This is a genomic window from Sorangium sp. So ce185 (assembly GCF_051526825.1).
Lineage (GTDB): Bacteria > Myxococcota_A > Polyangia > Polyangiales > Polyangiaceae > Sorangium > Sorangium cellulosum_D.
In genome coordinates this window covers 5,955,452-5,981,788 of the sequence record NZ_CP150316.1, presented here as the reverse complement: position 1 = coordinate 5,981,788, position 26,337 = coordinate 5,955,452, and the positions used below count along the sequence as shown (strand labels likewise).

The 26,337-nt window shown below is 76.3% G+C and carries 19 protein-coding genes; 11 read left to right on the top strand and 8 right to left on the bottom strand.

All coding sequences use genetic code 11. The annotated features are described in order from the left end of the window. Window positions 1-10 precede the first annotated feature (10 nt). The 3 genes from WMF26_RS21810 to WMF26_RS21800 are packed head-to-tail and all read right to left on the bottom strand — an operon-like array spanning window position 11 to window position 4,700. Complete coding sequence (locus WMF26_RS21810) at window positions 11-1,120, bottom strand: ABC transporter permease (protein ID WP_438001907.1); 1,110 nt, start codon at window positions 1,118-1,120, stop codon at window positions 11-13. Beyond that, the gene (locus WMF26_RS21805; protein WP_438001906.1) at window positions 1,117-3,807 is read right to left on the bottom strand and encodes an ABC transporter substrate-binding protein; all 2,691 of its coding nucleotides are present in this window, start codon (window positions 3,805-3,807) and stop codon (window positions 1,117-1,119) included. The genes WMF26_RS21810 and WMF26_RS21805 overlap by 4 nt, the downstream gene beginning before the upstream one ends. Then, window positions 3,807-4,700, bottom strand: coding sequence for an alpha/beta fold hydrolase (locus tag WMF26_RS21800; protein ID WP_438001905.1), 894 nt, complete (start codon window positions 4,698-4,700; stop codon window positions 3,807-3,809). Before WMF26_RS21800 ends, WMF26_RS21805 begins: the two co-directional genes overlap by 1 nt. 374 nt (window positions 4,701-5,074) lie before the next feature. Here WMF26_RS21800 and WMF26_RS21795 point away from each other — a divergent pair, with 374 nt between their 5' ends. Together WMF26_RS21795 and WMF26_RS21790 are read left to right on the top strand one after the other, a co-directional pair. Then, complete coding sequence (locus WMF26_RS21795; RefSeq protein ID WP_437948093.1) at window positions 5,075-5,572, top strand: MerR family transcriptional regulator; 498 nt, start codon at window positions 5,075-5,077, stop codon at window positions 5,570-5,572. A 237-nt stretch (window positions 5,573-5,809) separates the two neighbouring features. Then, a complete protein-coding gene (locus WMF26_RS21790) occupies window positions 5,810-6,589 on the top strand; it encodes a sigma factor-like helix-turn-helix DNA-binding protein (protein ID WP_438001904.1) in 780 nt (259 codons plus the stop codon). Here WMF26_RS21790 and WMF26_RS21785 read toward each other — a convergent pair whose 3' ends face one another. The 3 genes from WMF26_RS21785 to WMF26_RS21775 all read right to left on the bottom strand — a co-directional run bounded on the left by WMF26_RS21785 (window position 6,590) and on the right by WMF26_RS21775 (window position 10,676). Beyond that, window positions 6,590-9,082, bottom strand: coding sequence for a hypothetical protein (locus WMF26_RS21785; RefSeq protein ID WP_438001903.1), 2,493 nt, complete (start codon window positions 9,080-9,082; stop codon window positions 6,590-6,592). After that, entirely contained in the window at window positions 9,070-9,948 is an 879-nt protein-coding gene (locus WMF26_RS21780; protein ID WP_438001902.1) for a hypothetical protein, read from the bottom strand. The genes WMF26_RS21785 and WMF26_RS21780 overlap by 13 nt, the downstream gene beginning before the upstream one ends. A gap of 62 nt (window positions 9,949-10,010) precedes the next feature. After that, complete coding sequence (locus tag WMF26_RS21775; protein ID WP_437338959.1) at window positions 10,011-10,676, bottom strand: RNA polymerase sigma factor; 666 nt, start codon at window positions 10,674-10,676, stop codon at window positions 10,011-10,013. 213 nt (window positions 10,677-10,889) lie between these two features. On the opposite strand from WMF26_RS21775, the gene WMF26_RS21770 reads away from it, so the two are divergent. Both WMF26_RS21770 and WMF26_RS21765 read left to right on the top strand, forming a co-directional pair. After that, window positions 10,890-11,435, top strand: a complete 546-nt coding sequence (locus WMF26_RS21770; protein WP_437948089.1) for a hypothetical protein — start codon at window positions 10,890-10,892, stop codon at window positions 11,433-11,435. Further along, window positions 11,435-12,019, top strand: coding sequence for a septal ring lytic transglycosylase RlpA family protein (locus WMF26_RS21765; RefSeq protein WP_438001901.1), 585 nt, complete (start codon window positions 11,435-11,437; stop codon window positions 12,017-12,019). The genes WMF26_RS21770 and WMF26_RS21765 overlap by 1 nt, the downstream gene beginning before the upstream one ends. Before the next feature lie 45 nt (window positions 12,020-12,064). Here the strand turns inward: WMF26_RS21765 and WMF26_RS21760 are convergent, their stop codons facing one another. Continuing rightward, window positions 12,065-14,488 (bottom strand): PQQ-binding-like beta-propeller repeat protein, encoded by a 2,424-nt coding sequence (locus WMF26_RS21760; protein ID WP_438001900.1) that lies wholly within the window; start codon window positions 14,486-14,488, stop codon window positions 12,065-12,067. 236 nt (window positions 14,489-14,724) lie between these two features. On the opposite strand from WMF26_RS21760, the gene WMF26_RS21755 reads away from it, so the two are divergent. The 3 genes from WMF26_RS21755 (at window position 14,725) to WMF26_RS21745 (ending at window position 17,486) form a co-directional block, all read left to right on the top strand. Continuing rightward, complete coding sequence (locus WMF26_RS21755; protein ID WP_438001899.1) at window positions 14,725-15,351, top strand: CDP-alcohol phosphatidyltransferase family protein; 627 nt, start codon at window positions 14,725-14,727, stop codon at window positions 15,349-15,351. A gap of 216 nt (window positions 15,352-15,567) precedes the next feature. Next, window positions 15,568-16,155 (top strand): Uma2 family endonuclease, encoded by a 588-nt coding sequence (locus WMF26_RS21750; RefSeq protein WP_438001898.1) that lies wholly within the window; start codon window positions 15,568-15,570, stop codon window positions 16,153-16,155. A 260-nt stretch (window positions 16,156-16,415) separates the two neighbouring features. Continuing rightward, entirely contained in the window at window positions 16,416-17,486 is a 1,071-nt protein-coding gene (locus tag WMF26_RS21745; RefSeq protein ID WP_438001897.1) for an outer membrane protein assembly factor BamB family protein, read from the top strand. A gap of 52 nt (window positions 17,487-17,538) precedes the next feature. Here the strand turns inward: WMF26_RS21745 and WMF26_RS21740 are convergent, their stop codons facing one another. Further along, window positions 17,539-18,273 (bottom strand): hypothetical protein, encoded by a 735-nt coding sequence (locus WMF26_RS21740; RefSeq protein ID WP_061621259.1) that lies wholly within the window; start codon window positions 18,271-18,273, stop codon window positions 17,539-17,541. Window positions 18,274-18,643: 370 nt separating this feature from the next. Between WMF26_RS21740 and WMF26_RS21735 the strand changes: the two genes are divergently transcribed. The 4 genes from WMF26_RS21735 to WMF26_RS21720 all read left to right on the top strand — a co-directional run bounded on the left by WMF26_RS21735 (window position 18,644) and on the right by WMF26_RS21720 (window position 26,308). Further along, window positions 18,644-20,125 carry a hypothetical protein gene (locus tag WMF26_RS21735; RefSeq protein ID WP_438001896.1) on the top strand — a complete coding sequence of 494 codons (1,482 nt, stop codon included), beginning with the start codon at window positions 18,644-18,646 and terminating at the stop codon, window positions 20,123-20,125. Between the two features lie 241 nt (window positions 20,126-20,366). Next, window positions 20,367-23,249: a serine/threonine-protein kinase gene (locus tag WMF26_RS21730; protein WP_438001895.1), complete on the top strand. Its 2,883-nt coding sequence runs from the start codon at window positions 20,367-20,369 to the stop codon at window positions 23,247-23,249. A 202-nt stretch (window positions 23,250-23,451) separates the two neighbouring features. Beyond that, complete coding sequence (locus WMF26_RS21725) at window positions 23,452-24,477, top strand: hypothetical protein (RefSeq protein ID WP_438001894.1); 1,026 nt, start codon at window positions 23,452-23,454, stop codon at window positions 24,475-24,477. Window positions 24,478-24,553: 76 nt separating this feature from the next. Continuing rightward, window positions 24,554-26,308, top strand: coding sequence for a hypothetical protein (locus WMF26_RS21720; protein WP_438001893.1), 1,755 nt, complete (start codon window positions 24,554-24,556; stop codon window positions 26,306-26,308). Window positions 26,309-26,337 lie beyond the last annotated feature (29 nt).

Here is a 26,337-nt window from a genome sequence, read left to right as displayed (position 1 = left end):
CGCGCGGCGCTCAGCGCGATCGCGACCTGAGCCGCGGATCGAGCGCCAGCGCCGCGAGGTCGAGCGCCACGGTGGCGAGCACGATCGCGGCCGCGGCGAAGAGCACCGTCCCGACGAGGAGCGGGCCGTCGCGGTTCTGCAGCGCCTCGACGGCCATGCTCCCGACGCCCGGCCAGCGGAAGAGCCGCTCCGTGACGATCGCGCCGCCCGCCAGCGCGCCGAGATCGAGCGCCGCCAGCGTGGCGAGCGGCAGGAGCGCGTTGCGCAGCGCGTGGACGACGAACGCGCGCAACCGGGAGGCGCCCTTCGCCCGCGCGGTCCGGATGAAGTCCTGGCGGAGCAGCGCCCGGAGCTCCTCGCGCACGACGCGCGCGTAGAGCGCGCTGCCGAAGAGGCCGAGGGTCAGCGCCGGCAGGACGAGCGAGCGCAGGTGATCGGCCGCGGTGACGCCGTACCCGTCGTAGGGCAGCAGGCGGAGCTTGTAGGCGAGCACGTACTGCAGCGCGGGGCCGATCACGATGGTCGGCGCGCTGGCGACGAGCAGGGTGACGCCGAGCGCCGCGTGGTCCCAGGCCGTCCCGCGGCGGGCCGCCGCGACGAGCCCGAGCGCGAACCCGAGCAGGAGCTGCACCGAGAGGGCGGCCAGCGCGAGCTCCAGCGAGCGCGGCACCTTCGCCTCCAGCAGATCCACGACCGGCTTTCGGTAGTGGAAGCTGTAGCCGAGATCGAGGTGCAGGCCGAAGGGCCCGGCCGCGCAGCTCCGGTGCTCCGGGTCGCCGCGCGCGCCCGCGTGCGGGCGCGGCGCCCCGGGATCCGGGCCGAGGTGGACGAGCCGGCGCACGAACCGCGCGAACTGCACCGGGACCGGCCGATCCAGCGCGTACACCGTCCGGACGCGATCGACGTCGGCGGCGGACGCCTGCGGCCCGACGAGCATCCGCGCCGGATCCCCCGGCAGGAGGTGCGCGATCGCGAACGAGACGGCGGTGACCCCGGCGATCACGATCGCCGCCCACCCGAGGCGCCGGAGCAGGTGCGCGATCGCGGCGCCCGCCGCGGCGGCGCGGCCCGCGCGAGCGGCGCTCGTCGCGGCGGTGCGGCGTGAGGGCGCGGCGCTCATCGCGGGGGCACGGCGCGCGCGGGCAGCGCGCGGAGCGGCGAGGCGCGCGGCGGCGCGCCCGCGCGCGGGCCGCCGCCGGCCGCGGCCCGCGCGGCCGGGTCGAGCCAGACGCCGTCGAAGCGCGACGGGACCACGGCGGAGCCCTCGTAGCCGCGCAGGTAGGGCTGCCAGAGCTCGAGCATGCCCACCGTGTACGTGGGCACCCAGGGCGCGCGATCGCGGACGATGCGCTCGGCGCGCGCGTAGAGCTCGAGGCGCCGCGCGCGGTCCTGCTCCGCGTGGGCGGCGTCGAGCGTGCGATCGAGCTCCTCGTCGCTGAAGAAGGCGAAGTTCTGCGAGCCCTCGTCGCGGATGGCGCGCGTCGAGAGCGTCGGCTCGAAGAAGCTCGCGGGATCGGGGAAGTCGGCCTGCCATCCGGCCCAGCCCATCTGGACGGCGCGGCGCCGCGACGCCTCGGCGAGGTAGGTCGCCCAGCTGACGAGCCGCAGGCGGACGCGGAGGCCCACCTTCGCGAGTTGCTGCTGGAGGATCTCGCCGACCGCCTGCTCGAAGGTGTCCGGGATCGCGATGTACTCGACGACCCCCGGGTAGCCGCCTCTCCCGGTCGCTGGGTCGAACGCGTACCCGGCCGCGGCCATCTGCGCGAGCGCGCGCTGAAGATCGTGCCGGCGCATCGGCTCGTCGCGCGGGGGGCCGGGGATCGACGGCGGCAGCACCCGGTCGAGGACGAAGATATCGGGGCGCACCTTCTCGAGCACGGAGGGGTCGACGGCGAACGAGACCGCGCGCCGCACGGCGAGCTGGTCGAACGGCGCGAGCTCGGTGTTGAGGAAGACGGCGTTGGTCCTGCTCCGGGTCACCCAGCGCGTATACCCCTTCCACGCGGGGTCAGCGCGGTAGGTCGCCGCGTCGACCCCCGTCAGATCGCGCAGGTAATCGAGCTCGCCCTCCTCGAACTTGTAGCGCTGGGTCGTCGCGCGCACCCCGGTCTGCCACTCGATCGCGTCGAGGTACGGCCGGCCTGGCCGGAAGTACCCCTCGTGTCGCTCGAGCCGGACGCCGGCGTCCTGGTCCCACCGGGCGACGCGGAACGGGCCGGCGCCGCACGGCGGGGGTGGGCTCGCCGCGTCGACCACGGCGCCGGACGAGGGGCACACCGGCGCCATGAAGCCGAGCGTCATCCGCGAGAGGAAGGTCGCGTCCGGCGCGCTCAGATCGATCGCGACGGCGTGGTCGCCGAGCACCCGCACCCCGGCGAGGTGCGGCGCCGCGCCCGCGTGGTACGCGGCGAACCCCTCGATCATCTCGTACTGGCTGGCCCCCGGGCTCGGCGTCCGCGGGTGCAGCGTCCGCTCGATCGAGCGCTTCACGTCCGCGGCGCGGAGCTCCGCGCCGTCGTGGAAGCGCACGCCCTCGCGGAGCGTGAACACGTACGTCCGCCCGCCCCGCTCGACCGCGACCTCGCGCGCGAGCTCGGGCGTGACGCGGCCGCCCTGGTCCCACGTGACGAGGCGGGCGAAGACGAGCTCCGCGACCATGCCCGAGACCTCGTCGTAGGCGATCGCGGGATCGAGCGTGCGGATGTGGCCCGTCGTCGCGAGGCGCAGGGTCCCGCCGCGCACGGGCGCGCCGGGCGGCGCCTCGCCGCCGCCGAGCGGCGGCCGCACGCGGCTCGGCGAGGCGCCCGACAGGAGGAGGAGCGCCGCGCAGGCGAGGAGCAGATCGACCGGCAGGCGCCGCCCGCGCGGGAGCCCGTCGCCGGCGGGATCGAGCGCGTCGCGGAGCCCCTCGCTCGCGCGGTGGAAGCCGAGCACGGTGAGCACGATGAGGAAGCCGGGCGCCGCGACGAGCATCGGCTTCACGCCGAGGTAGGGCTCCGCCTCGTGCAGCATCCGGCCCCAGGTCGCGGTCGGCGGCTGCACGCCGACGCCCAGGTAGCTGAGCGTGCCCTCGGCGAGGATCATCTGGCCGGCGAGGATCGTCGCGAGCGCGAGCAGCGTCCCGCCGACGTTCGGCAGGACGTGCCGCCGGACGACGTGCAGCGTCCCGGCGCCGAGCGCGCGCGCCGAGGCCACGAACTCGCGCTGGGCGAGCTCCAGCGTCTTGGCCCGGACGACGCGCGCGACCCAGGTCCACCCGGTGAGGCCGAGCACGAGCAGGATCGTCCCCACGTCCGCGCGCCCCACGGCGACGCCGATCGCGGTCACGAGCAGGAGGTACGGCAGCGCGAGGATCACGTCGATGAGCCGCATGAGCGCGCCGTCGAGCGCGCCGGCTCGCGTGCCGCTGGCCATGCCGGCCGCGACGCCGACGACCGCGCCGAGCGCGGTGGCGAGCGCCGTGGCCGCGAGCGCGATGCCGAGCGAGAGCCGCCCGCCGTGCGCGAGGCGCGCGAGGAGGTCGCGGAAGAGCGGGTCCGTCCCGAGCCAGTGGGCGGCCGACCGCCCCGGCGGCGCGCCGAAGGCGTCGCGGGACAGGCTGAAGTCGCTCGCGTTCGGGTCGTGGCCGACGACGACCGGCCCCACGGCGGCGAACAGCGCGAGCAGCGCCACGATCGCGAGGCCGAGCAGCGCCGACCGGTCCGCCAGCAGGCGCGCCGCCGCGTCGTCGCCGAGGAGGGCCCGCGCCGCGCGCCGGCCTGCCCGCGCCGCCCAGCGCGCGGGCGCGAGCCGGGCAGGGCGATCCATCACCGCTTCCCTTCGAGGAACTGCGTCACGAGCGCGACGAACTCCTCCGGCCGCTCCTCGTGGGGCGAGTGCCCGGCGTCCATGATCTCGAGCATCGCGCCGGAGATCTCGCGGGCGAGCCGCTGCGCGCCCGCGGCCGGGAAGATGCGGTCGTCGCGCCCCCACACGACGAGCGTCGGCGCCGTGATCCGCGTGAGGCGCGCGACGACGGGGCGCGCGTCGAGCACCGCGCGCAGGACCGCGTGGGCGCTCTCGCGCGCCGAGGGGGCGTTGAAGAGGTCGTAGTGCCGGTCGATGCGCGACAGCGGCACCGCCGCGTCCGCCCGGAACACGTCGTCGCGGAAGAACGACCGGAACATCCTGCGGCCGTGGAGCTGCTTGAAGACGATGCCGCCCACGACCGGCAGGAGCGGGAGCTTCATCCGGAAGCTCATCGGGAACGGGTAACAGAGCGCGTCCTCCAGGACGAGGCGCTGCACGAGCTCCGGGTGCTCGGCCGCGAGCGTGATCGCGACGGCGGCGCCCATGGCGTGGCCGACGAGGTGCGCCCGGCCCACGCCGAAGGCGGCGATGAGGTCGGCCACCGCCTCGGCGAACGTCTCGATCCCGTAGGCGTACCGCGCCGGGCTCGGCTTCTCGCTCTCCCCGAACCCCGGCAGGTCCGGGGCGATGACGTGGAAGCGCTGGGCCAGCGCGTCGATCACGTCGTCGAACTCCAGGTGGCTGACGAGGAAGTTGTGGATCAGGAGGAGCGCCGGGCCGTTGCCGGCCCCGGCGACCAGGACCCGCATCCTGACACCCCGGGCGGTGACGTCCCTGATGACGCGCTCGACGGGTCGGGGGGCGGCGGGCGAGGCCGCGCTCCGACCCTCGCTGGCAAGGGCCTTGGCCATGATGGCGACCAGACTATCAGCCCTTTTGTCTGAAAGGACCGATGTGTGTCAGGGTAAGGACCATGTCGCTCCCCGAGCCCCGCTGCCCGACGGGCGCCCCCCCGCTCCCACCCATTGCGCCCCGCGTCCCGTTTTTCCCTCCTCCACCCAGGGGGCCCGCCGTGCGGAGCGGATCGAGCCCCGGCGCCGACGGACGAAAAATGTCCGAGGCGTGTCAAGAACCCCGGGAAAGCGCCGCGTCTCGCGACAGCCACACAATAATCGTAGTCGCGTCAATTGACTGTATTCCATTCAGTGGAATAGAGTCGCCCGCGTCGGTTGGGTAGGGCCTCCGGCAATCGATGGGAGGACCGGTGCAGAGGATCCCCGAGGACGTGCTTGAGCGCATCGAGCGGGAGCACGCCCAGGGGATTACCTCGAGCGATATTCTCGAGTTGTTCGCAGCGCATGGCATCAAGTTCAGCGAGGCGACGCTCCGGAAGTACGTGCAGCTCGGCCTGCTCCCGCGAAGCGTGCGGGTGGGGCGCAAGGGCAAGCATCAGGGCTCGCAGGGGATGTATCCGGCCACGGTAGTCCGCCAGGTTCAGCGCATCAAAGAGATGATGGCCCAGGACTACACCATCGAAGAGATCCAGCGTGAATTCCTGTTCGTGAGAGGTGATATCGAGGAGCTCGAGCGCACGATGACCAAGGTCTTCAATGCGCTCAGGGAAGCCGCCAAGGAGAGGCGGAGCGAGACGAGCGGCAGGGCGATAGCCCAGGACCTCGCGAGCGCGGAGACGCTCGCGCGGGAGCTCGTCGCGAAGCTGTCGTTGATAGAAGAGCGCCTGATGGCGCAGGCGCGGCTCACGAAGCAGGCGGCATCCTCTTGAGGTGCCGAGTCGCAGGGTCTTCGATTCCGTGAAGTGAAGGGGCCGCATCGCGGCCCCGCCTGGGTTTGACGCGATCGACGGGACGGGCACCGGCTCGTTTCGTCGCGACTTTTTAGGGACGGCATCCGGCGTTACGTCGGGCAAGGAGCGGGATCTCTTTGCGTTCGAGCTGGGACTCGGGCGTGTGGGGAAACGCGCGCGCTTGAGAGCGGAGACGCTACCAAACGGAGGCAGCGCATGGCGACGGTGTCTGAGAGCGAGCTCGAGATCTTCGGCCTAGACGGGGCGGATGCGGCGGGGAGTGACTGCGAATCGGCGGGCTCCAGCGAGCCGGTCGTGGAGGGCGCGCTCGCGCTCCAAGCAGACCCCGCGGCGTCGGGGAACGCCATCACGCGCGAGCAGCGCAGGTCCCGGAGGAAGCGCGAGATCCGGGCGCGGACGATCAGCGTCAAGCGCATGACCAAGCGCGAGCTCGAGATCGGCCGGATGCTCTATCCGGAGACCGATTATTACAAGCCGCGGACCCGCGCCGAGTGCGTCGACGGCCCGAGGCCGTGCCCGTACGTCTCGTGCCAGCACCACCTCTATCTCGACGTGTCGGCCAGGACGGGCGCCATCAAGCTCAATTTCCCCGACCTCGAGGTCTGGGACATGAACGAGACGTGCGCGCTCGACGTCGCCGATCGCGGCGGCACCACGCTCGAGGACGTGGGGGCGATCATGAACCTGACGCGCGAGCGGATCCGCCAGGTCGAGGTCAAGGCGCTCGCGAAGCTCGAGGCGCTGAAGGACATGATGGCGCTGCGCGACTACGTCGACGAGGGCCCGGTCGGCAAGCGCCGGCTCCCGGTGCTGACCCAGCCCGAGGACGACGAGGACGAGGACGAGGTCGCGCTCGACGAGGACGAGGGCGACGCGGACGCGGACGCGGAAGCGGAGGACGAGGGTCTCGAGGCGACGCCCGCCGGGCGGACCTCGGAGATCGAGGACGCGGGCGACTTCGACAGCGGGGAGTGATCAGTCGGGCCGGGCCTCGACGGTCACGATCGCGTCCGCGCCGAGCGCGCTCGCCAGGAAGGCGCGCCACGCCCCCAGCGTGGCCTTCGCCGGCGGCGTGCGGGGGGCGCGGCCGCTCCACAGGTGGATGAGCCGGCGCCGGGGCTCCGCGAGCGCGTCACGCTCGCGCCGGGCGACGAGCGCCTCGGCGCGGTCGAGGTCGGCGTCGGTCGCCCGCTGCGCGAGGCCGGCGAGGAGCTCCTTCACGCGGGCCGTGGCCTCGTCGAGCTCCGCGCTCGGCGCCCGGATCTCGACCGCGAGCGCCGCCGCGCGCGCCCCGCCGAGGACGCGGGCGCTCGCGCGGGCCGCGAGCTGCCGCCGCGCGGGCGCGGCGTCCGCCGCGGGAGGAGCCGCCGCGCCGAGGGCGGCCGCGAGCAGGCCGCCCTCGCCGTTGAGGGCGGCGACCGTGAGCTCCGCGAGCTCGCGCGTCGCGCTCGCGGCCTCGCGCGCGGCCGGGAGCCGCGCGCCGACGACGGCCTGCGAGAGCGGCGTCCCGGCCGGGAGGCGCGCGTCGTGGTGACCGAGCCGGGGCACCACCGCGCCGTCCGGTGAGGCGCACCCGCGCGGCGCGAGCCGCGGCGCGAGCCAGCGCTCGGCGGCCTCCGCCGCGGCGGCCGCCTGCGAGGCGTCGGCGTTCGCGAGGACGGCGAGCCGGAGCGGGCCGGTCGCGAGCGCCTGCCATCGGAGCTGCACGGTCTCCAGCGCGCCGCTCGCCACCCGGTCCCAGACGCCGAACGGCTCGATCCAGGACGGGTGGTCGGGCGCGACCGCCGAGGCGAAGGCCTCGAGCGCCGCGGCCCGCCCGCCGGAGAGGCGCTCGAGGTGCTCGAGCGCCGCGGCGCGCGCCAGCGTGAGCGCCTCGGGGCCCAGCGTCGTCGCCGCGACCGTGCGCGCGGCGGCGCTCGCGACGCGGTGCCCGAGCTCGGCCGGCGTCTCGCGATCGTCGCGGAACGGCGCGTGCGCGATGACCCCGACGGCGTCCGCCGTGATCCACGGCTCGATCGTCACGTCGAGCTCGCGCCGCCGGGTCTGCACGGCGGCGAGCGCGGCGAGCGCCGTCGCGCCCGCGTCGTACACCCCCTCCTCCGCGACGCCGCACGGGCTCGCGAGCAGGACCCACACCTCGCCCTGCCCGCGCTCGATCAGCGTGCGCCGCTCCAGCGCGGGCTGGGCCCCCGCCGCGAGCGCGCGGCCGAGCTCCGCCTCGAAGAGCCGGCTGCCGGCCTCTCCCGGCGCGGCGGGCCGCGGCGGATCGGCGCTCGGGGGGAGGCCGAGGGCCGTCGCCCAGCGCTCGGGCGGCGCGCTCGGGGCGCTCCCCGAGAGCGCCCACCAGGCGGCGCGCGCGCCGGCGTCGCGCGGGTCCTGCGCGGTGAGGATCTGCCGCGTGGCGGTGGCGGGGCTCGCGGGGGCCGCGAGGCCGCGGCGGATCTCCTGCCGCGCCACCGCGGCGGCGAGCGCCGCCGAGGCCTCGACGGGCGGGGCCGCGGGCAGGTCGGACGCCTCGATGGTCACGCTGACGCAGCCGCCGCGCGGGCGGGCGACCCCGAGCACCTCGACGGTGCGGAACGGCGACGGGAGCGCCGAGAGCCGCGCGCGGAGCGGCGACCCCGGTGCGCCGAGCCGCTCGGCCGCGGCGACCGCCGCCTGCGGGCTCGCGACGCGCGCGGCCACGGTGACGCGGGCGGCGCGCCGCTCGAGCTGGTTCGTCGCGTACACGCCGACCGTGTCCGCCGCCGGCCACGGGTCCGCGGGCGGGCCGCCCGCGGGCCAGCCGCCTTGGCCCTCCGCGGCGCGGGCCGCCTCCGCGCAGAACGCGGCGGGGCCGACCGCGGCGATCGAGGTGCGCCCGGCGTGCAGCGCCGCGGTGCGCCACCCCTCGAGCTCCCGCACGCCCGCTGGCGTCGCCAGGTCGACCACCGGCTCGGCGCCCGCGAGGCCCAGCCGGCCCGTGCACGCCGCGATCGGCGAGAGCTCGGGCGCGTCGAGCGGGCTCGCCTTGAGCGCCTGCAACCGCTCGATGGCCCGCGCCACCTCGGGGCTGCCGGCCGCGATGGGCTGCGCGAACGCCGCCGAGAGCGCGCGCAGGAACGGCGCGATGCGCGCCGCGTCCCGCACGAGCAGGCGCACGCGGAAGGCGCCGCGGTCGATGCGCGCGTCCACGTCGAAGCCGGCGGCGACGAGCCGCGCCTCGACCACGCTGGCGAGCGCCGTCGTGGCGACCGAGCCGAGATCGGTGGCGACCGAGGCGACGAGCGCGGGCGCGGGGTCGCCGTCGCGGGAGACGAGCGTGAGCCGCGGGCGGGCCTCGAGGTTGCGCACCTCGATGCGCCCGACGCTGCCCTCGGGCGTCGAGACGAGCGCGTGCCCCGGCGCCGTCGGGCCGCCGGGGGCGGCGCCGCTGCAGGCCGCGATCAGGACGAGCGGCAGCGGGAGCGCGGGCGTCAGCGAGCGCATGCGTCGTCGGCCGGCAGGGGGGCGCCTTCCGGCTGGAAGTCGGCCGGGCATCGCGGGGCGATCTTGAAGCCGTAGAAATAGGTGAGCACGCCGGTGACCGACTCGAACGCCGCGCCGTCCGCGAGGGGCGGCCCCTCGGCCGCGAGATCGTAGAGCTCGTTCGAGAGGCTCGGGATGTCGTCCGCGGGCACGCCGGCGCCGACGTTGATCCGCGCCGTGTACCGGCCGCCGCTCCTCGCGGGGTCGCCGACCGTCGTCACCCCCTCGACCCGCACGAGCATGCCGAGGTAGCTGCGCGCGGTCGCGTAGCTCGTCAGCTCGCGGAGCGGCACGCGGATCGGCTTCGCGGGGCGGTCCTCGAAGCGGAAGCTCATGGTCCCGCCGATCTCGGGCAGGGTGCGGCAGCCGCGGAACCGGCCGGACGAGGGGCCGCGGAACTCGGTGAGCACGCCGAGCAGATCGACCACGTCGCCGGGGAAGAGCCGCAGGTCCGGGGGGCTGAACGCCGGCTGGAAGACCGTCACGCCGGAGTACGGGACCGGCTCGTCGGCGCTGTCTTGCACGTAGTAGTTGCCGTGCGCCCCCTCGCCGGTCTCGTCGAACCGGTCGATCGCGACGAGCGTCGCGCCGGTGACGTGGACGCGGCGATCGGCCGGCACGCCCTCGCAGTCCTCGCTGTCCTGGGCCTTTGGATCGGCGTTGAACCACGCGGCCTCGCCGACGAGATCCGCGATGCGGGCGCCGCTGCCGCGCTCGTCGGCGAGGGGGATCGAGGGGGCGTCTCCGTTGCCGCCGCCGCACGCGGCGAGCAGCGGGGCGGCGGCGACGGCGAGGAGGGTGGTCGTGATGCGGAGCGGGGCGGCCATCCTCTCCGGCTCATACCACAGGGCCGACGGACGCCGAGCCCCCTTCGGGGGGCGGGGGCGGCTCAGGCCGCGAGGCTCGCGCCGGACAGCATCGCCTCGAGGCGGCTCTGGATCTTGTGCCGCTTCGAGTAGACCGTCTTCACGCTGATGCGCATCCGCTCCGCGATCTGCTCCGGGGGCAGGCCCTCGCCGAAGTAGAGCGCGACGAACTCGCGGTCCTTGTCGGAGAAATCGTGGAGCACCTGCCCCACGATCGCGGCGCGCTCGCGGCGCTCGGCGTGGTCCTGCGGGGAGGGGCGCTCGCAGGGGAGCTCGACGGCCGCGTCGTCGAGCGGGGCGCAGCGCGGCGCGCGGCGGGCGCCGCGCAGGTGGTCGTAGGCGCAGTGGACGGCCAGCGTGCCGATCCAGGAGCCGAGCCGCGTGCCGCGCTCGGCGTCGAAGCTCCTCAGCTTGCGCATGTCGTTCGAGATCAGCTGCATCAGCAGCGTCGCGTGGATGTCGCGGATGTCGTCCTGCGCCACCACGGCGGAGAAGCGGGCGATCACGCCGCTGATACAGCGGTGGACCAGCCGATCGTACCGGGCGTGGAAGGCGCGCCAGGCGCGCTCGTTCCCCGCGATCATCTCCTGCACCAGCACCCCTTCGGCGACGTCGCCGAGGTCTTCCGAGCATCCCTTACCGCAGAGAGGCAAGCCGTTGGACATGCCGGGGGCCAGTGCACCCGACATGCCAGCGTCTCCAGGGCCGGATCGACGGGCGGCGCGGCGGCGATGTGCCTCGGTGGGCCTGCGGCCGTACCTCGGGAGCTGTTAACGAGGGTTCACTGCGTACGACCGCCATCGAGGTGGAAAGATCCATCCTCGCGCCCCGGCCCGAGCCGCGCCGGCGGCGCCGGGCGCATCGGGTCTGCGCGCGGCCCTGTTTCGGGTTATGGACCGAGGGTGCTTTCCGGCCGTGCTCTAGCCCTTGCGGTCCTCGCGTGGTCGCTCCTCAAGGTCGTGGTGCGCCGTCTGTTCGACGGGCCGAGCGGGCTTGCCCTCTTCCGCGAGAACTACGACGCCGACGGCCTGCCGCCGCTCTCGCCCGCCGAGCGCGCGGCGCTGCCCGGCTTCTCCCGCTGCATCGCGTGCGGGCGCTGCGATCTCGGCGAGGCCGAGCGCATCGCCGCCTCGAGGGGGGCTTACCCCGGGCTCATGACCGTGGTGCTCGCGTCCTCGCGGAGCATGCCGGACTTCGACGCCGCGGCGCTCGCGCTCTCGCACGTGCCCGAGGCGGTGCTCGCCGAGAAGGAGCAGACCTGCCCGACCGGCGTGCCGTTCCGCGAGCTGGCCAGGTTCGTGCGGTCCAAGGCCAGCGCCGCGCGCGCGCTGGCCCTGGACGGGGAGGGGAGCGCGCCCGCCGACCTGGCCCTCGCCGCCGCGGCGGCGTCGCCCGCGGCCGCCCTCGACCCCTCGTCGGCCGACCGCGCCGCGCCCGAGGCGACGTGATGACGCCGGCGGCGCGGCGCGGCGCGGCGCGGGCGCTCGCGTTCCTCTTCCTCCTCGGCACCCCGGCCTGCGCCGCGCACCAGCCGCCCCCAGCCCGGACGAGCGGCGCGCTGCCCCTGTCCGCCGAGGTCTCCCGCCCGCCGGGCCCCCGAGCGGCGCTCGCGCCGGGCCGGGCCGGAGAGGACGACGACGCGGGCGAGGACGACGGCCGCATCTCCACGCCCATCGCGCCCGCGAGCGCCCGGGGCGCGGCGAAGGGCGTGCCGATCCAGCGCGGGCGCGCCACCTACTACGCCGACAAGTTCAAGGGCCGCGCCACCGCGAGCGGCGAGCCCTACAACCCCCGCGCGCTCACGGCGGCGCACCGGACGCTCCCCTTCGGCGCGCTCGTCGATGTCGTCCGCCGGGACGGCCGGCGCGTGCGCGTGCGGATCAACGACCGCGGCCCGTTCAAGCGCGGCCGGATCATCGACCTGTCGCGCCGGGCCGCCGAGCGGATCGGGCTCATCCACGACGGCGTGACCGACGTGACGCTCGAGCTCATCTGGAAGCCGGCCCGGAAGCCCGCCCGGCGGGGGCGCTGAGCGCGCCGCGGCGCCGGGCGGCCGGGGGCCGCCGCTCTGCGGCGGCTACTGGACGAGGCTGAGCCGCGGGGCCGCGGCGAAGGCGGCCAGGTGGCCGCTCTCCTCGGCGACGTAGACGTCGCACCGCTCGTCGACCCGGAGGAGATCCGGGATGAGGTCGGTCGGCACCTTGCCGAGCAGCGCGCCGTCGCGCGGCCGCACCACGTGCACCTCGTTCTGCGGCACGAACAGCGCCCCCGAGCGGAGCACCGGCTCGAGGCGCCGCGGCCGGTCCCCCTCGACGCCGCCCGCGAGCACGTGCCGGTACCGGACCGCGCCGTCGTGCGCGCCGACCCCGACGATCTCGCCCGCCTCGCTGTTCACCACGACCACGTCGTCGACCATGAGGCACGAGGCCGTCGCCGCGCACGCGGTGAGGTCGAAGCGCGTCGCCCCGGTGCGGCGATCGAGCCCGACGAGCCCGGTGCCGCGCCGCCCGTGGGTCACGACGCACACGGTCTCGGGCCCGAGCAGCGGCGCGCCGACCGGCGCCACGTGCTTCGGCAGGTCGACGGTCCACCGCGCCTCGCCCGACCACGGGTCGAGGTGGTGCAGCCGCGCCCCGCCGCGGCCGACGAACGCCCCGTCGCCGGCCAGGGCGAAGAGCGCGTCGTGATCGACCGCCACCGGCGACGCGAACGGCAGCCGGTCGCAGAAGCGCCAGACGACCTCGCCGCTCAGCACGTCGAGCGCCGCGAGCGCCGGCTCGCCGCTGCCGACCACGACGAGCTTGCCCGCGCGGCGCAGCCGGAAGTTCTCGCCGCGCCGCGCGGCGTAGCGCCAGCGCACCTCGCCCGAGTAGAGGTCCACCGCCGCCAGGTGGCGCGTCCCCTCGCTCACGATGAGCATCCGGGGCAGCCCGGGGGCGCTCACCACCGCGCCCGAGGCGTTCGCGCCGACGCGCGGCGAGAGCCGCGTCGACCAGGCCACCTCGCCGGTCGACAGCTCGTGCAGCTGCAGCGTGCCGTCGGGCAGGAGCCGCCCGAGGCCGACCGGCGTCATCACCGAGACCGCGCGCGGCGCCTGCTTGCGCCACAGGCACTCGCCGGTGCGCCGATCGATGCAGGTGAGCTCGCGCGTCGAGCCCACGACGAGCACGTCGCCGCAGAGGAAGGTGGCGCGGAGGTCGACCGAGGGGATCGCCGCGACCCACCGGGCGGTGAAGCGCAGCCGCGTCCGCCCGAACGTGTCCTCGGCCGCGGCCTGCGGGCGCGCCGCCGCGGCGAAGGCGCGGTACGTCTCCGGGGCCACGTTGATCTTCGCGTCGTTGCGGGTGAGCTCGCGGAGCCGCTCGGCGAGCTCGCGCACGCGCGCCCGGAACTCGAACAGGCGCAGGTTCGAGGTCTGCGCGCGATCGCGGCGCACGAGGCTGCGCGCCAGCGCGCGTCCGAACGCGACGACGCCCTGGGCGAGCGCGGCCACGTCGACGGCCGGGAAGGTCCAGGTCTGCGCCCGCTCCTCGGCGGCCGCGAACGGCGAGCCGCGGCCCGGGCCGAGCGCGCGCGGATCGGCGGGCGGGACGCGGCCCACGCGGGGCACGCCGAGCGTGAGCGAGAGCGCCCCCTCGCTGTGCAGCCGCACGCCGAGGATCGCGCCGCCGACGGTCAGCCGCCGGTGGTAGGGCTGCCGCCGCGCCCACGCGTCGAGCGACTCGAGCGACAGCGACGCGAGCTGCTCCGCGAACGGGAAGATGAAGACGTCGGGCAGCTCCCGCGCCTCCTCGCCCACGAGCACGCGGATCTTGCCCCGGAAGAGGAGCGAGAAGAGGTCGGCCCGGAGCACGGCCGGCTGGGTGAGCGCGGCGCCCTGGGACGTGCGCAGGAGCGCCTCGGCCGCGATGGCGATCGGGATCTCGCCGGTCGGCTCGACGCCCACGATGGCGGGCTCGCCGCCCGGATCGTCGGGCGAGAACGGCAGGGCGGCGGCGAGGCACCGCCGCGCGGCCGGGAGCCGGTGCTCGCCGAGGCCGCCGCCCGTGTCGTTGTCGGAGAAGGCGGCGTCGCGGCGGGCGCTGGGGCTCCGGTGCGCGGCGAACCGGTCGATGGCCGAGAGCACGCGCGCGCAGAGCGCTTCGCCCTCGAAGCGCCGCTCGTGCAGGGCGACCTCGGGCACATCGCCGCCGTGGAAGACGGTGACGAGCAGATCGCGGCCCACGCGCTCGAGGCCGAGCTCCCAGGGATCGGGCTCGAGGCACAGCCGCACGACGGCGCGCGCGCGGCGTCCGGAGGCGAGCTCCGCCGCGGCCTCGGCGAGATCGCAGAGCAGCGGCAGCGCCTCGGCCTCGGCGCGCAGCGGCAGCGCCGCCTCATCGAGCGGAGGAGGTGCGTTGCGCGCCCCCTCCAGGACGAAGTCGAGCACATCGCGCAGCGACGTGCGCTCGGGCTCCGGTGAGCATCGGGTGTTGTCGGCGACAAGAGACAGTCCGGGCATCCGCCGACGGATGCTAGGCAGCGTGGGGCCGGGTCCTAAGTTTTGTGCGCGGATAGCCGCGGAGTGGACAAGCCCGTGCCACCTGACTAGACAGCGCCGGGCGCCCGCCGCGGCAGCCCCCGCGGGGCGTGCCCTCTGGCGCGAGGACGGCGCGAGGTCGGCGGCGCGCGCGATGCGCGCAACGTAGAATGGTTGGCAATCCAACCGGACGTGCAACACTCCGCACCCCGAGCGCCATGCCTTCCGAAAGACCGCCCCACTTCTCGATGCTCCGGTCGTTCGCGCTGGCCGATTTCGTCACGCTGGCGAACGCGGCGAGCGGCACCCTGAGCATCTTGCTCTGCCTGAACTACGTGGCCGAGCGCGAGCGCGTCTACATCTGGGTGGTCTTCGGGCTCTTGCCGTTCGCGCTCGCGTGCGACGTCCTCGACGGCACGATCGCGCGGTGGCGTCGCCGGCACTCGCCGCTCGGGGCCGATCTCGATTCGCTGGCCGACGTGGTCTCGTTCGGCGTCGCGCCCGCGGTGCTCGGCTACGCGCTCGGCCTGCGCGGCCCGTGGGACGCCGCCGCGCTCGTCTACTTCGTCGCCTGCGGGATCAGCCGCCTCGCGCGGTACAACGTGACCGCGGCCGAGCTGTCGGACGACCGCGGGAAGGTGCGGTATTACGAGGGCACGCCGATTCCCACGAGCCTGCTCATCGTGCTGCTCTTCGGGGTGCTCTTCGCGCAGGAGCGCGTGCACGAGCAGATCTGGCTCGGGTCGATCGCGCTCGGCCCCTGGGCGTTCCACCCGCTCAGCCTGGTCTACGTGGTGAGCGGCAGCGCGATGGTGAGCGGCACGCTGCGGATCCCGAAGCCGTAGAGGCGGGGGGCGGGGGTGCGAAGCGACGCTGTCCACCGGAGCTTCAAGCGACGCGGTCCACCGGAGCTTCAGAGGATTGCGGCCGGATAGGGCAAGCGGCCCGAGGGTGGCATCCGTGATGGATGCGCCCTTTGTTCCCGCCCTTGCCGGCGCTTGCCGCTGGCGCTCGCTCCGCGCCGCATTGCCGCCCCTCGGCGTACCGGGCAGGCTTCGTCCATGGGCCAGCCCGCCGAGAAGCCCCGCCGCGCGACGTACGCCGACCTCGAAGCCGTCCCGCCGAACAAGGTGGCGGAGCTCGTCCGCGGTACCTTGCACGTGTTTCCTCGGCCGGCACCACGACATGCGCGGGCGTCGTCCAGGCTCGGGGGGAAGCTGTCCGGCCCCTTCGATCTGGGCGAGGGCGGACCCGGCGGCTGGCACATCCTGGACGAGCTCGAGCTCCACTTCTCCGATCCGAATGCGCCCGGCGAGATCGATGCGCTCGTGCCCGACCTCGCGGGCTGGCGCGTCGAGCGCATGCCCGAGCTGCCCCAAACGGCCTACTTCGAGCTCGCCCCGGACTGGAGCTGCGAGGTCCTGAGCCCGTCGACCGAGGGGGTTGACCGCGACGAGAAGATGCCGATCTACGCGCGCGAGGGCGTCCGGCACGCGTGGCTGATCGACCCGATCGCGCGCACGCTCGAGGTCTACGTGCTGGGCGAGGATCGTCGCTGGGGGCCTGCGATGGTCCACCGCGACGCCGCGCGGGTCCGCGTCGAGCCGTTCGACGCCATCGAGCTCGACCTCTCGGTGCTCTGGGCGTAGCGGGCCGCCGCGCTGGCGTGCCTTGCCATCGAGCTCGATCTCTCCCTCCTGTGGGCAAAATAGGAGCATCGGGTCAGGGCCCCGGCCGAGGACGCTGCCCGGCCGCGCGCTCGCCGCCGCGCCGCGCGCCGTCGCTCTCGATCGCGGGCGCCCCGCGGCGATAGACTGGCGCGATGCGGCCCTGCAGGAGCTGTGGTGCCTCGCTGGAGGCAAGCCGTCATGGGATCACGTGTCCGCGCTGCGGCGCCGAGAACCCCGGCGTGGCGGGCGCGTCGGCCGCCCTGCCGGGCACCCCCGTGCCCGCGCCGGCCTCACTGCCGGGCAGCCCCGCGCCCGCGCCGGCCCCGGGGCCGCCCCGGGCGGTGAAGGCGCTCCTCGCCGTGGCGATGGCGGCGGTGGGGGCCGGCTTCGCGGTGATGTTCTTCGCGCGCGTCGAGCCGCCGAAGGAGGCCGCCCCGCGCGCGCGCCAGCTCACGACGCAGCTCGACGCGCTCTGCTTCGTGGACGCGAACGGCGACGACGCGCCCGACCCGGTGCTGTGGCAGGACGGCAAGACGCGCGGGCGGGTGGTCGCCGTCGATGGGCGCAGCGGGCAGGGGATCTGGTCGTCGTCGGACCTCGACCGGCCGGACGCGCTCGCCTGCCCCGACCAGAGCACGGTGCTCGCCGGCGGGGAGAGCGCCACGCTGCACGCGCTCGACGCCCGCACGGGCAAGCCGCGCTGGGCAGCGAGCCTGCCCGGGCCCCCCGACGAGGTCGCGGCCGGCGAGGGCTGCGCGACCGTCGTGATGAAGGACGGCACGTCGACCGGGATCAAGCTCGGCGGCGGCGAGGTGGCCGACTGCCCGACCGCGCCGCCGCCGTCGGCGATCACGGGGCAATTCTGGGAGCGCAAGAAGAACCCCCAGGTGGTCCACGTCGGCGACGTGGAGGTCGCGCTCACGGCGCCGACCGAGGGGCCGCCGCGGCTCTCGGCCGAGGGGCGGCGCGGCGGCGCGTCGCTCTGGAAGAAAGAGCTCCCGGTGCGCGCGCCGCTCTCCGGCGGGCGGCCGGACCTCTTCCTCGTCGCGAGCGGCGGCGCCGCCATCGTCGTCGGCGTCGATGTCGTCGGGGGCACGGAGCTGCGGATCATCGCCCTCGATCCCGCGACCGGGGCCAGCCGGTACGAGCGCGCGGCGGGCTACCTCGGCGATCGGATCGTGGCGGTGAAGGCCGCGGGCCCCTACGTGTACGTCGTGAGCGGCGCCGCGGTGAGCGGCGCCGCGCTGCGCGCGATCGATCCGGCGACCGGCGGCACCGTGTGGCGCGCGACCGCCCCGCTGTCCCCGTGACCGGGCCGCGCGACCGCGCCGCCGTCCCTGCGACCAGGCAAGGCGGCCGCGCTCAGCAGAGGCAGCCGACGAAGGTGCCGGAGAACAGCGGCCGCTCCATGACCGCGGCGCCGCACGTCGGGCACGTGTCGCCGAGCTTGAGCTCGCGGGGCGGGGGCGCCGGCTTCGCCGGCTGCGCGCCCGCGGCGACGCCGGCCGCGGCGAGCGGCTGGAACTCCACGATCGACACGCGCGAGAAGCCCTGCCTCGGCGTGGCGCTGCGCTGCGGGGAGGCCAGGAGATCCTGCTTGCTGCGGACCGGCAGGATGGGCCTCGACATGTTGATGTAGGCGAGCTCGGTCGTGTAGAGCGCCGGGTCGAGCATGCGCGGGTCCTCCGGCTGGACGATGCCGTGCTGGAACGCCTCGATCAGCATGTCGACGTCGGTCCGCGCGTTGCGGTTGCGCGCGGCGTCGACGAGGAAGAGCCCGTTGCCGTAGTAGGCGGCGTTGAGCCAGAAGCCGGTGCCCGCGGTGTGATAACCGCCGGTCGCCCACTTGTACCCGCGCAGGGAGCGGACGTGGGCCGTCAGCGCGTTCGCCAGCGCGTACGACGTCATGCCGAGCGGCAGGAGGCTCACGAGCGCCGCCGGGTGGAAGTTCAGGCAATCGCTGCAGCAGACAGGCACCGTCGGCACGAGCGCCTGCGCCGGATCGATGCAGACCTGGACTTCCGATTCGCTGCGATAGCAGCCGGTGAAACAGGAATGCCGCTCGACGGCGGCCAGGAGCGCGGCGGGAAGTGCCATGCGAGAAACTATACCGTCCACGAGGGCGCATGGCTGCCACGAGGCGCAGCGTCACCGCCGCTGTCCGCCGCGCGAGATGCGCGGCGCGCCCGGGCGTTCTCGACGTTCGCGCGTGCACGCGGCCGTACGTCCGCGCTCTCGCGTGCCCGCTCGCCCGCGCGTTTGCGCGGCTGCGGACAGGCGAGCGCGATTGCGTCCTTCGTGCGCCTGTCCCAGGATCGCCGGCCGTGACGAAGGCCGCGCAACCCGAGCATCGGCGCCTCCGGCGATGCGTCCTCGATGGAGCGCGCGCAGCAGAGCTCGAACGCCGGTCCAGGGCGGGCGTGCGGTCCTCCTGCCCCCTCCAGTGCGGCGCGGACGCACGGGCCGCGTGACCGGGCGGAGGCGCTCGCTGCTCGTCGCGCTCGCCGGCGCCCTCGCGGCGCTGCTCCCGGCGCTCGCGCTCTCGGGGTTCACGGTCGACGACGCGCTGATCACGGCGCGCTACGCGCACCACCTCGCGCGCGGGCTGGGCTACCGCTTCAACGCGGCCGGGCCGGTGACCGACGGCGTGACCCCGCTCGGGTGGGCGTTCGCGCTCGCGCCGTTCGCGGCCGGAGGCCCGCTCGCCGCGCTCGCGGCCGCGAAGGCGATCGGCGTCGCCGCGTGGACGCTCGCCGCCGGAGCCCTGGCGCTCGCGGTCGACCGGGCCTCCGGCAGGCCGGCGCGCTTCGCGGCGCTCGCGCTCGTGCCGGCGTCGGCGCCGCTCGCGGCCTGGTCCGCGGCGGGCATGGAGACCGGCGTCGTCGCGGCGTTCGGCGCCCTCGCGGTCGCGCTGCCGGCGCTCGGCTGGGCGCTCGCCGGCGCGGCCTGCGCCGGGGCGGCGGCGGCGCTCCGGCCGGAGCTCCTGCCGTTCGCGCTCGTCGTCGCGCTCGCGGCCCTGGCGGCCCCGCGCGCCGGCGGCGCAGGCGCCGCGCCGCCTGTGCCCGCGGAGCGGCCCGCGGGGGCCCGCGCGCTCGCCGCGCTCGCCCTCGCGGGCCTGCCCTTCGTCGCGGTGGCCGCGGCGCGGCTCGCGATCTTCGGGCGCGCGGCGCCGCTCGCCGCGCTCGCCAAGGCGCCGGACGCGGCGCTCGGGGCCCGGTACGCGCTCGCGTGCTTCCTCCTGACCGGGCCGGTGGCGCTGATCGCGCCGGTCGCGTGGCGCGCGCTCCCGGCGTGGCCGCGCGGGCTGCTCGCGGCGGTCGCCGTGCACTTCCTCGCGGTCGCGGCGGCGGGCGGCGACTGGATGCCGCTGTCGCGGCTCGTCGTGCCGGCGCTGCCCGCGGTCGTGCTCGCGGCGGCCCACGTCGCCTCGGCCGCGGGCGCGCGCGCCACGGCGCTCCGGATCGCGCTCGCGCTCGCCGGGCAGCTCTTCGTGACGATCCGCGTCGGGCCGACCGCCGCGCGCGTCGGCGGCGATCGGCTGCGCGCGATCGAGGAGCTCCGCGGCGCGCTCGCCGGGGCCGAGGTCGTCGCGGCGCTCGACGTCGGCTGGCTCGGCGCCGCGACGGGCGCGACGCTCGTGGATCTCGCGGGCGTCACGGATCCGGCGATCGCGGCGCTGCCCGGCGGGCACACCACGAAGCGGATCCCCGGCGCGCTGCTCGACGCGCGCGGGGTGGACGCGCTCGTGCTGCTGCTCGCCGAGGGGCAGGCGCTCGCCTCGCCGTGGACCGCCTCGCGCTTCGCGCGCGGGGTGGAGCAGCACCTCGCGCGCCTGCCCGGCGCCGGCGAGGAGTTCGCGCCCGCGGCGGTGAGCGGCGTGCCGCACCTCCGGTACGTGGTGCTGCGGCGCCGCGCCGGGGGCGAGGCCGCGGGCGTCGCGCCGCGCTGACCCGGTCGCCGGCGGCGCGCGTGCGGCGCCCTCGCGCTCGCGCCGCGGAGGTGCGCCAGCGTGCACGCGGCACCGACGCGGACGCCGCCCTTGCGCGACGACGTAGGCCGCGATGGTGTGCCGGCACGCGCGCCGCGCCACGTCGCGCGGCGTCGCGGCAGGTGGCAGTGGACGTCGGACGCGCGCAGCTGGCACGCTGTAGAGAAGCGCGCCGTGCGCCCGAGAGGAGCGCGTCAGCTCGATGCGGTCAGGTGAGGTCGTCGACGACCGGTTCGAGGTCGAGGAGCACGCCGCCTCGGGCGCGACGGCGCGCGTGTACCGCGCGCGCGACCTCCGGTCCGGCGCGAAGGTCGCGCTCAAGCTCCTGCAGACGGCCGCGACCCCGGCGCTCGGCGCCCTCGCGCGCGAGGCGCTCGCCCTCGCGACGCTCCCGATCCCCGGCGTCGCCCGCTACGTCGCGCACGGCGCGACCGCGGGAGGCCGGCTCTACCTCGCCATGGAGTGGCTCGAGGGCGAGACCCTCTCGGAGCGGCTCGATCGCGCGCCGCTCACGATCGCCGAGGGCCTGACGCTCGCCGCCCGCGTGGCCGAGACGCTCGCCGCCGTCCACCGCCTCGGCTTCGTGCACTGCGACGTGAAGCCGGGCAACCTCCTCCTCGAGGGCGGCGATCTCGAGCGCGCCCGGCTCATCGACTTCGGCGCCGCGCGCTTCTCCGGGGACGAGGAGGAGTTCCCGACGCTCGGCGAGATCCGCGGCACGCCGCAGTACATGGCCCCGGAGCAGGCCCGCGGCGAGCCCCAGATCGACGCGCGCGCCGACGTCTTCGCGCTCGGCAGCGTGCTCTTCGAGTGCCTGACCGGGCGCGCCGCCTTCGCCGGCGGCGACCCGCTCTCGGTGCTCATGAAGGTCCTCCTCGAGGAGCCGCCGCGGCTCAGGGAGCTCCGCGGCGACGTCCCGGCCGGCCTCGATCGGCTCGTCGCGCGGATGCTGTCGAAGGCCCGCGAGGCCCGCCCGCGCGACGGCGGCGCGGTCGCGGCGGCGCTCGCCTCGGAGGCGCTCGACGGGCGCCCGGGCGGCGACCTGCCGCCGTGGTCGCAGCCCTCGTCGTCCCACCCGCCGCCCCGCGCGCGCGAGATCACGGCCAGCGAGCGGCGGGTCATGTGCCTCATCCTCGCGCGTGAGGACGAGGACGAGGCCGACGCCGAGGCGACCCTCTCGGAGACCGCGGACGAGGGCCGATCGCGCGCCATCCAGGAGATCGTCGAGCGCCACCGCGGCCGGATCGAGCTCCTGGAGGCGCGATGGCTGCTCGTCACGCTCTCGGGGCCCTCCGCGCCCGCCGATCTCGCGGCCCAGGCGGCGTGCTGCGCGCTCTCGCTCCGGGAGCTGCTCGGCGGCGCGCGGCTCTCGCTCGTCACCGGCCGGGCCGAGGTCGCGGCGCGGCTGCCGGTCGGCGCGGTGATCGACCGCCTTGTGCAGCTCGTCCAGGGCTCGCGCGATCCGCACCGCCCGGCGGCCATCCGCATCGACGACATGACCGCGGGCCTGCTCGGCGCGCGGTTCGGCGCGACCCGGGACGCGTCGGGGTGCTGGCTGTACGGCGCCCGCGAGGAGGCGCTCGACGCGCCGCCCGCGCTCCTCGGGCGGCCGACGCCGTACGTCGGCCGCGAGCGCGAGCTCGGCCTGGTCGAGGCCGAGATCGACGCCTGCCTCCGCGGCAGGGCGCCGGGCGCGGTGCTCGTGACGGGCGCGGCCGGGGCGGGCAAGTCGCGGCTCGGCTACGAGCTCGTCCGCGCGCTCCGGGCGCGCGGCGAGCCCCTCGAGGTGTGGATCGGCCAGGCCGACCCGATGAGCGCGGGCTCCGCCTTCGGCCTGCTCCAGCGCGCGCTCCGCAGCGGGCTCGGCCTTCGCGACGGCGAGCCGATCGCCGCGCGGCGGCGCAAGCTCCGCGCGCGCGCCGCGCGCCGCGGCGGCGCCGCCGCGGGCGCGCGCATCTCGCCCTTGCTCGGCGAGCTCGCGGGCGCCCCGCCGCCGGACGGCGGCGACGCGCGGCTCGATCCGGCGCGGCGCCCGCCGATCTCGAGCGACGAGCTCCGCCTCGCCTGGGAGGCCTTCCTCGACGCCGAGTGCGCCGCGCGGCCGGTGCTCCTCGTGCTCGACGACCTGCACTGGGGCGATCCGCCGACCGTGGCGCTGGTCGACGCGGCGCTGCGCCGCCTGCGGGGCCGGCCGTTCGCGGTGCTCGCGCTGGCGCGGCCCGGCGTGCGCGAGATCTTCCCGGGGCTCTGGGGGCCGCACCTGCGCAGGGAGGTCTGCCTCCCGCCGCTCGCGCCGGCGGGCGGCGAGCGGCTCGTGCGGGAGGCGCTCGGCGCCCGGGCGAGCGCGGACCTCGTGCGGGCGATCGTCGAGCGCGCCGACGGCAACGCGTTTTGCCTGGAGGAGCAGATCCGCGCCGCTGCCCGCGGGAGGATCTCGGCGCCGCCGGAGACGGTGCTCGCGATGGTGCAGTCGGATCTCGACGCGCTCGATCCGGAGGCGCGCCGGGCGCTCCGTGCCGCGAGTGTCTTCGGCGAGGCGTTCTCCGAGGCGGGGGTCGCCGCGCTCGTGGGCGGCGCGGACGTCGCGCGCGCGCTCGACGAGCTCGCGCGGCGCGGGGCGGTCGTGCGGCTCGGCGCGGGAGGCGCGGGCGGCGCGAGCGGCGCGGGCGGCGCGGGCAGCGGCGCCGTGTACCGCTTCCGCCACGCGCTCCTCCGGGAGGCCGCCTATGCCATGCTGACCGAGGGCGACCGGCGGCTCGGCCACGCCCTCGCGGGCGGCTTCCTCGCGGAGCGCGGCGAGGCCGATCCCATGGCGCTGGCCGAGCACTTCGAGCGCGGCGGCGAGCCTGCGCGCGCGGCCGCGGCGTACCTCGAGGCGGCGCGGCAGGCGCTCTCGGTCGGCGACCCTGGCGGGGCGCTCGCGCGGGCGGCGCGCGGCATCGCCTGCGACCCGGCGCCGGCCCTCGCGGACGAGCTCCGCCGCGTCGAGGGCGAGGCGCGCTTCCGCGAGCGCGCGGCCGGCGCCCGCGCGGAGGACGACGCCCACGATCTCGTGCCGGAGCGGCTGAGCGAGGCGGCCGAGTAGGAGAGCTCACGCGCCTCTCTCGGCGACGCACCGCGCGCTGCTGACGAGGTGCGCCGCGCGCTTCGCGGAGCGCCGCTGTCGCGCCGAGCGGGGCCGCTCGACATCGGCTGTCGGGCGGCAAACGGACTCCTGTCGATGCAATGCCCTCGGCCTTGCGTCGCTCGAGGTAGGGTCAGGTGCCTGCGCGGAGCCCGATCTCGAGATGCGACAGCTCTCCCTCTTCGAAGGCCGCGCGCTCCCGGCGGAGCCTGGCCTGCTCGACGGCGCCGCCGGCCCGCCGCCGGGCGACGGCGCGCCCGCGGGGCAGCTCGACCTGTTCGCGCAGCGCACGCTGCGGCTCTCGCGCGCGGCCGGGGCGATCGCCGCGGGGGAGCTCGGCGAGGCGCGGCCGATGCTCGCGGAGCTCGCGGCGCTCCACCCGGCCGACGCCGACATCCGCCGCCAGTCCGAGCGGATCGCCGCGCTCGAGCGGAAGCTCGCGCGGGCCCTGGGCTCCGCCGCGCCGGCGGCCGGGCTGCTCGAGATCGCGCGCGGCCTCGAGCGCGAGAGCGGCGCCTTTGCGTCGCTGCGCCGCGTGCTCCTCGGCCGCGTGGCGGCGGCGCTCCGCGCGGCGGAGGGCGACGACGGCCGGCTCGAGGGGCAGCCTCCCGGGTACTACTGGCTCGCGGCGGGCGACGTGCCCGGGGCGCACGCCTCGCTGCTGCGCGCGGTGGAGGCGCGGCGGAGCGCGCGCGCGCTGTTCCTGCTCGGCGACGCCGCCACGTCGCTCGGCGAGCCCGCGGCGCGGCGGTTCTATCTGGAGGCGCTCCTCGGCGATCCGTTCGACGCGGCGCTCGCGTCGGCGCGCGACGAGGCGGTGCGCGGCCTGCCCGACGTCGCGCGGTACGAGCTCGAGATCGAGGACGAGCCGGCGGCGTGGTCGGCGCCCGTCGGGATCGTGACCGGCGTCCTGCCGCCGCCCGTGGGGATCGCGATCGCGCTCGACGAGGCGGGCTCTGGCGGCGCCGCCGCATCCGGAGGAGCGCCGGAGCGGCCGTGGTCGCCCGCGCAGGCCGAGGCGCTCTCGATGGCGCGGCGCTTCGTCGCGGCGCTCGCCGCGGCGTCGTCGCGGGAGGCGCGGCGGTCCGGCGAGGCGGTGATCGAGGCGCGGCGTGCGATGAAGCGGCTCGCGCCGGCGCTGTTCGCGGCGTACATGGCGCGGGGCGGGGGGGCGCTGCAGGGCGGGTAGGGCCCGCCGCGTCGCCGCATGTCGGGCGGAGAGGGGCGCCCGGCCGGGTCGCGGTCGTTTACGCTCGAAGGCGGCCATGAGGAGTCGCCCTGTCATCACGCTCCGCGTGCCCAGGGTCGTGCACGCGGGCGACACGTTCGACGTCGGGATCTCGCTCGACTGCGCCGCGGAGACGCCGATCAATTTCGTGCGCGTGACGCTGGAGTTCACGCTGGCCGTGCATAGCAACACCGACGAGGACGGGAATCTCTCCGGGTCTCGCGATCTGCTCGCCCTCAGCGTGGACGTGGCCGGGAAGGGGCGGCTCGGCGCGGGGAATCATCGCTACCGGGTCTCGTTCACGCTGCCGGGCGACGTACCGCCGTCTCACGCCGGCGTCATCGCATCCCTCTGTTGCAAGGTCGGCGCGCTCGTCTCCATCCCGTGGTGGCTCGACGCCGCGGAGCGCAAGGAGATCCTCGTCCGGCCCTCGATCGCGGAGGCGCCGAGGGACGAGCCGTTCACCGGCGCGAGCGGGCCGGAGAGCGGCGCATTCCTCGAGGTGTCGCTGCCGGGCCGGACGTTCGCCCCTGGCGAGATCCTGGCCGGGGCCGTCGCCTTCCGCGGTCTCGCCGGGAGTCGTCCGATCGCGCTCGACGTCGCGCTGGTCAGCGTCGAGCGCCATCGGACGAGGGACCGATCGAGCCAGCGCCGCCGGCTCTCGTTCTTTCAGGATCTCACGAAGATCGCCGAGGGGCAGGAGGTGCCCTTCCACATCGCGCTGCCGCGCGGTCTCGCGCCGTCCTTCAGCTTCGGCGACGTCTCCCTGGAGTACGTGCTGGAGATGGCGCTCAAGCACATGGAGGGCCGGCTGCTGCACCGCGTGCCGGTGTTCGTCGACGTGTTCGAGCCGCGCGCCGGGCTCGAGGGGAAGCGGCCGCGCATCGGCGCGGATCGCTGGCGCGCGCTCTGGTCGCGGGTGGGGCAGCGGATCGATCTGTCGCTCGCGGAGCGGGAGCTGGCGCTCCGCGGGGTGCGCGCGGGGTGCGCCGTGGAGGTGATCCCGGCCGAGAGGGAGTCGTGGGGCGGCCTGGGCGCGACGGTGAGGTTCGCGGAGCCGTGGGGGCTGCGTCTCGACGTGCGGCTGCGTGCCCTGCTGGAGCTCGGCGGGGTCGCGACCGGGGACAGCGGCTTCGATCGGCGTTTCCGGGTGCGGGGGCGAGAGGAGGCGCAGGTGCTGGCGGCGCTCACGCCCGCGCTGCGGCGCGCGCTGAGCGCGTTCGGCCGGGCCGAGGTCGACGACGCGGAGGCGCGGGTGTGGAGCGCCGCCGCCGCGCTGGACGAGCCGGAGCTCGCGGCGTTCCTGGCGCCGCTCGACGCGCTCGCGCGGGCGATCGCGGAGGCCGGCGCGGCGCTTCCGCCGCCCGCGGCGATGGCCGCGTGGCTGCCCGCGTGGCGCCGCTTCGCGGAGGAGAGCGATGGGGCGCTCCGGGTCGGATCGATGCGGCTTTCGGGGATGTTCGAGGGGGCGGGGTTCGAGGTGGAGACGCTGTTCAAGGGGGCTGCGCCGACGGGGACGCGGATCGCGCTGCGGCTGGATCCGCCGATCGCGGGCGCGGGCAGGCCCAGGAGGGCGGCGGAGCAGGGGATCGCGGGGGCGATCCTGGAACAGGCGGCGCGCCTCGGGGGCGTCGCGGGCGCGGAGGAGGGGGTCGCGGTGGCGCCGGGGGAGATCGCGGTGGCGATTGCGGGGCCGCTCGCGGATCCGGCGGCGGCGCGGGAGGTGCTGCGGCCGATGCTGGCGCTCGCGCGCGAGATGCGGGGGGAGCGGCGGGGAGGGCCGTATCGGTGAGGGGCGGGGCTGGCGGGGGGATGGGACTT